Source organism: Subdoligranulum sp. APC924/74 (assembly GCF_003324125.1).
In the GTDB taxonomy this organism is placed as follows: domain Bacteria; phylum Bacillota; class Clostridia; order Oscillospirales; family Ruminococcaceae; genus Gemmiger; species Gemmiger qucibialis.
In genome coordinates this window covers 1-5,477 of record NZ_PSQF01000137.1, presented here as the reverse complement: position 1 = coordinate 5,477, position 5,477 = coordinate 1, and the positions used below count along the sequence as shown (strand labels likewise).

General features: G+C 57.8%; 5 protein-coding genes. 2 read left to right on the top strand and 3 right to left on the bottom strand.

Going from position 1 to position 5,477, the window contains the following annotated elements:
- Window positions 1-91: 91 nt before the first annotated feature.
- A complete protein-coding gene (locus C4885_RS15255) occupies window positions 92-1,474 on the bottom strand; it encodes an SGNH/GDSL hydrolase family protein (RefSeq protein ID WP_114001156.1) in 1,383 nt (460 codons plus the stop codon).
- A 221-nt stretch (window positions 1,475-1,695) separates the two neighbouring features.
- Window positions 1,696-2,361 carry an ECF transporter S component gene (locus C4885_RS15250; RefSeq protein ID WP_242979619.1) on the bottom strand — a complete coding sequence of 222 codons (666 nt, stop codon included), beginning with the start codon at window positions 2,359-2,361 and terminating at the stop codon, window positions 1,696-1,698.
- Between the two features lie 171 nt (window positions 2,362-2,532).
- Here C4885_RS15250 and C4885_RS15245 point away from each other — a divergent pair, with 171 nt between their 5' ends.
- Complete coding sequence (locus tag C4885_RS15245) at window positions 2,533-3,960, top strand: PLP-dependent aminotransferase family protein (protein WP_114001155.1); 1,428 nt, start codon at window positions 2,533-2,535, stop codon at window positions 3,958-3,960.
- 140 nt (window positions 3,961-4,100) lie between these two features.
- Here C4885_RS15245 and C4885_RS15240 read toward each other — a convergent pair whose 3' ends face one another.
- A complete protein-coding gene (locus C4885_RS15240) occupies window positions 4,101-4,955 on the bottom strand; it encodes a hypothetical protein (RefSeq protein ID WP_114001154.1) in 855 nt (284 codons plus the stop codon).
- A 90-nt stretch (window positions 4,956-5,045) separates the two neighbouring features.
- Between C4885_RS15240 and C4885_RS15235 the strand changes: the two genes are divergently transcribed.
- A complete protein-coding gene (locus tag C4885_RS15235) occupies window positions 5,046-5,321 on the top strand; it encodes a hypothetical protein (protein ID WP_114001153.1) in 276 nt (91 codons plus the stop codon).
- The last annotated feature ends 156 nt before the right edge of the window (window positions 5,322-5,477 follow it).

Sequence of the window (5,477 nt, the reverse complement as noted above, 5' to 3'; positions counted from 1 at the left end):
TATTATCTGCGCTTTTGGCTTGGCATCTGCCGCACCTCGCTCGCCGTATCGGCACTTAGAATTATGCGGTATTGCCTTCGTTTTTTCGGCATTATGCTTCGGGGGTGCTATCGCTGTTTTCGGATGCCCAGTCGGGGGTATCTCCCGATCCGCTGGTGCCGGAATCTGCGGGCGCATCAGGGGCCGGAGCTTCCGTTGCGGTGGGTTCCTGGGTCGGTTCCTGCGTTGCAGCATTGGGGTCCTGTACACCGCAGCGGGTGCAGTAGCCGTTCTGGAAGTCATGCCCCAGGGCATTCACATACTCGCTCTTATAATCCTTGCTGGAATCCTCATTGCAGTGGTAGTAGGTGTAGCCCTGCTCCGTGCAGGTGGGGGCGATGATCTCACTCCAATAGGTGTATTCCGGGTCCGGGGTCGCGGTGGCATAGCTGCCGCTGGTACCGTCTGCCCAGTCGGGTCCATTGGAAGAACTGCTGTCGCTGGCATCTTCATCGGGAGCTTCAGTGGTTTCGGGCGCTATGGTAGCGGTGGTGCTGGACACAATGTTGCTCGCAACCGAAACATCCTTATCCCCCGTATGGGTAGGCACGGCGGTCAGGGCCGGGCGGGTATCCTCGGTAATGTAACTGTGGGTGCGGATGTAAGTAAACAGCGCATCCATGGCCTGCTCGGTCAGGTGGATACCATCACTGCTCAGCACATAGCCGCTTTTGGCATAGCCAGTGGAGCTGTCCTTCAGCACCTCGGCGCTGTTCAGGAACTTCCAGCCGTTATCCTGGCACATCTGCACCAGGGCTTTGTTGTATTCATCTACCTGGGTCTGGGTCAGGTTCTGGTTGGAATGCTGCTGGCCCAGCGGCGGAATAGCGTTCACGATGATATCCACACTGGGGTAAGCATCCTGCACAGCCTTGATGCCCTTGGCGTAATCGCTGGCAAAGCTGGAAGCGCTGTAGCTGGAGCTTAAATCGTTGGTGCCAAAGGTCAGAATCACGCGGCGGGGCTGCATCAGGGCAACCGCTTCCGGCATCGTCTTGTAGCCGCTGTAGCCCTGGAACTGCACGCAGGCATACGTTGCCAGGGATTTGCCGGACATACCCACCGAGCCAATGGCATTATCATAACTGCAATAATTGAAAATGCGGTACATACGGGCGGTGTTGGAATCGCCAACGAAGAGTGTTTCGTCCACATAGCTCTGGCCCGCATCGGCGCTTTCTTCCAGAATGGTAGAGCTGTACTTGTTGGTATCGATCGTATTCTGGTTTTTATCATAGCTGCTGTCCGCCACAAGGGGTTCCTGGGTGGCGGCGGAATCCGCTGTGTTATCATTCTGCCGTGTGGTGCTGCCCAAGCCGCGCACAATAAAGAACGCTGCCCCCACGGTGATGAGCACCGCTGCAAAGCACAGCACCAACACCAGATACATTTTTTCTTTTACATCCATCCCGGCACGGGTCGTTTGTTTTGCCATGATATTTCCTTTCCGTTCCTGGCAGGGTTGCCTGGCATCTATCAGGGGTGTAATGCCCTTGTATTTTCTGACCTCAATACATAGGTTCTATTTTACACCATTTTGCGCTTCAGCACCAGTGGTTTCCGTTTTTTTCATATTTTGCACAAAAATGGCACCTGCCATTTGCGGCAGGTGCCATTCAGGTAATATATTTTATCGCTTATTTTCCATGGCTGCGCTTATTCTGGTTTATCGGCTGCGGGCAGCAGGTTTGCTTTGCGCAGAGCGGGCACCAGCGCCAGAAACAGCACCACAGCGCACACGGTGGACAGCAGAGAGTTGATCAGGGTAACGCCGCTGGTGATCTTGGCCACGGTGGAAGCCAGGTCAGCCTCTTGACCAAAGATATAGCGGTTACGGAAGTAGCCCAGGAACGGGTCGGTGAACACATTGACCAGCAGGCCACTGAATGCAGAGCCGATAACGGCAACGTAATACTTAACGCCGTCCGCTGCGCTGAGATCCTGCAGCTTGAACACCTTGTGAGCAAACACGCCGCAGACAATGCCGATGATGAATTTAAGGATAAAGGTGGTGATGGCATAGCCCGGATCACCGGCCATGATATCGGCCAAAGCAAGGCCGATGGCACCAGCCAGGCCACCGGAAACGCCGTCCAGCATCAGGGCGGTCAGTGCGGTAAAGGTGTTGCCCAGGTGGAAAGAAGAACCGGTGCCCAGCACGTTGGGAATGCGGAAAAACTCATACGCAACAAAGCTGAGCGCAGCCATAATACCGATGGTTGCAATTTTTTGGGTGGTGAATTTGGTTTTGCTGAGTGCAGCGATCAGGATACCGAGCGCCACAACAACGAACAGCAGGAGCCACATAACAGCAGTAGACATGGATGATACTTCCCCTCATTTTGCTATTTTCCCCGTTCCTTTGTAGTCTATTTACTTGACAAAGGAAACCGCTTGGGATATGCTCTATTATAATCTTATCTGGCATGATATAAATGGCCAGTAAATTTATTTTTTATGATGCCAGATTATAAAACGTAAGGGGGAACCGCCATGATTGAACTGCATCCTGAAAAAAAAATGCCGCTGTATGAGCAGCTCTATAACGCACTTGCGCAGGATATCCGCTCCGGTGCCTTGCAGCCGGGCAAGGCTTTGCCGGGGCGGCGCACCATGGCGGCCCAGCTTGGCATCAGCACCAACACGGTGGATACTGCCTACCAGATGCTTGCGGCGGAAGGGCTGGCCGTCACCCGGCCCCGCAGCGGCTTTTTTGTTCAGGAAACCGGCGGCATGCTGCACACCCGCCCGCAGCACAGCGTGGTTCCCGCCCCAAAAGCCACGCCAAAAAATACAGTCAGCAATCAAGACGATATTTTATACGATTTGTCAACCGGCAGTATAGATACTTCCCTCTTTCCTGCCCGCAGCTGGGGGCGCATCCAAAAGGAACTGATGTACCAGCGGCCGGAGCTGCTGCAGCGGGGTGATATGCAGGGGGATGAAAACCTGCGCGCCCAGATTGCCGCCTACCTTGGCGAATACCGCGGCGTGGACTGCACAGCGGATCAGGTCGTGGTCGGGGCCGGGGTGGAGTACCTGCTGGGCTGCCTGGCACACCTGTTTGCGGGCAGCACCGCCGCGGTGGAAAACCCCGGCTACAGCCGCACCCGCGCCGTACTGGAAAACAACGGCATCCCCTGCGTACCGGTGGAAATTGACGAAAGCGGTCTGCCGATCCGCGCGCTGGAGCAAAGCGGAGCCAACCTGTGCTATGTTACCCCCAGTCACCACTTTCCCACCGGCGTTACCATGCCGGCCCCCCGGCGCGCGCAGCTGTTAGCCTGGGCCGCCGCCAAACCGGGGCGCTTTATCCTAGAAGATGACTATGACTCAGAGTTCCGCTTTGCCACCCGCCCACTGCCCAGCTTACAGGGCATGTCCGGCGCCAACGGGCCGGTGGTGTACCTGACCACCTTTTCCAAAAGCCTTGCCCCCGGCATGCGCATTGCCTGCATGGTGCTGCCGCAGGGGCTACTGGAACGCTACCAGAGCGATTTTTCCATGTACGCCAACACCGTCAGCCGATATGAGCAGCAAACACTGTGTGAGTTCATGGCCAACGGTTATTTTGCCCGCCATATTGCCCGGATGCGCCTGACCTACAAGCGCCGGATGGAAGCCTTTGCCGCCGCCCTGCACGCCGGGCTGGACCCGGATTTAACGCTGGCGGGGGCACACTCCGGTCTGCATTTTTTGCTCACATTACCGGGCGCGGGCGGCGAACAGGCCATGGTGCAGGCCGCGGCCAAACAAGGGGTGCGGCTGAAAGGCTTGAGCGAATATTATATGCAGGATGCCGCTCATTGCCGCCCCGATACTGTGGTGGCGGGCTATTCCGGCCTGCAGGCGGAGGACATTCCCGCCGCGGCGGCCGCGTTGGGCCGGGCGTGGCGGCAAATGTCACACTCCATCATTTAATAGGCACGATACAATGTAGGCCCGTCCGGGGACGCCGACCCCTACAAATAATTTATTCGCACATCATAAATTTTGCACGGGCAATACAGCCAAGCTACGGCGGTGTCAGGTGACCCCGCCCTACCGGGCAATTTGCGGCGTTATTCCCCTGCCCCCATCCTCAGCACCTCCTGCACCGTCTGCTGCCCGTTTTCCGTCAGGGCAAGCTCCCCTTCGGGGCGGCTGGTGAAGCTGGGCAGGGCGGTTTCCACTACCAGCGCGGGGACGGTGCTGAAATAGTTGAATACACTTTCCAGCGTGTTCCAGTCCTGCGCCTGCAAATCCGTTAAAATGCGGGCACTGGCCTGCCGTGCCTGGCCTGGCAGGGCGGCAAGCTGCTGGGGGTTTTGGCGGAATAAGGCCGCGGTGTAAGCTGCCAACAGCCGGGCTGCTCCGGCCTCAGTCTGCTCTGCCCCCAAATCACGCAGAGCGGTTTCGGCAGTGGCAGCCTCGATTTCTGCCACAAAGTTCTGGTGGGGGTCTGTATTCTCCTGCAACGCGGCCATATCCAGCCGCACGGTGGTGCCCTGCTCCCAAAAGCTGGCATAGCAGCTGGGCGTGGCCGCAAGGTAGTGTTGCGGGGCGGTACCAAGGGTATCCCCCAGCAGCTGAGCTGCCCGTGCCGGGCCAGCCGCCAGATAAGCTGCGGACAGCGTTGTGGTGCCGCTGGGGGCGGCAAGCTGCATGTTGCCGGGCAAACCGCACAGAGTCAGCGTGGCGGCAGGGGCATCCATGCGCAGCAGGATAAATTCGGGTTCCTCTTTCTGCACCGCCAACAACAGGCTGCCCATATAGCGGGACGCCGGGTCTACCTGCACTGCCGTGCCCGCCGCATTGGCGCGGCGCACGCGCTCCTGCATCTGGCGCTGCATAGCAAAATACTCCACCAGCCCAACCATGGGCAGCAACAGCAGCAGGGTAAGCGCCAACGCGCTGAAAAATAACCGTATCCGCATAAAACACACTCCTTTGCCGCATACTGTAATTACAGTTTAGGCCGCCGGAACGCAGCTTAAACCCAACGCAAAACAAAGGAGTGTTTGCCCATGCTTCATCGCCCTTACGGCCCACGCGGCGCGGAAAGTGAAGACCCCGAATTTTGGACCGACCTGACGCGGAACAGCGACTTTTTGCCGGAGCCCGGCATTGCCAACCCGGTGCTTCGCAGCGCCCAGGAACCTTATACCCCTGCCGATGCCCACCAGGACCGGCAGACCATTGACGACGAAAACCTTGCCAGCCACAACGACCCGCTTGGCAGCTGGACCGGCGTTCCCGACCAGGCGGACGAAATGCCGACCCAGGACCAGGACGACCTGTAACCACGCATAAAATAACAGGCACAGCCTTTTGCCGCATTGCGGCGCGTAAGGTTGTGCCTGTTGTTTTTAGGCAATACCGCACAATTCCCGCCTAACGGCTCAAGCACCGCTCCGGCGGCTGCGGCACGGCATCTGCGTTGCCAAAATGCTCGATAA

Excerpts from the sequence above, each read along its gene's own strand:
- C4885_RS15255 (WP_114001156.1), bottom strand. The coding sequence starts at position 1,474 with ATGGCAAAACAAACGACCCGTGCCGGGATGGATGTAAAAGAAAAAATG.
- C4885_RS15250 (WP_242979619.1), bottom strand. The coding sequence starts at position 2,361 with ATGTCTACTGCTGTTATGTGGCTCCTGCTGTTCGTTGTTGTGGCGCTC.
- C4885_RS15245 (WP_114001155.1), top strand. The coding sequence starts at position 2,533 with ATGATTGAACTGCATCCTGAAAAAAAAATGCCGCTGTATGAGCAGCTC.
- C4885_RS15240 (WP_114001154.1), bottom strand. The coding sequence starts at position 4,955 with ATGCGGATACGGTTATTTTTCAGCGCGTTGGCGCTTACCCTGCTGCTG.
- C4885_RS15235 (WP_114001153.1), top strand. The coding sequence starts at position 5,046 with ATGCTTCATCGCCCTTACGGCCCACGCGGCGCGGAAAGTGAAGACCCC.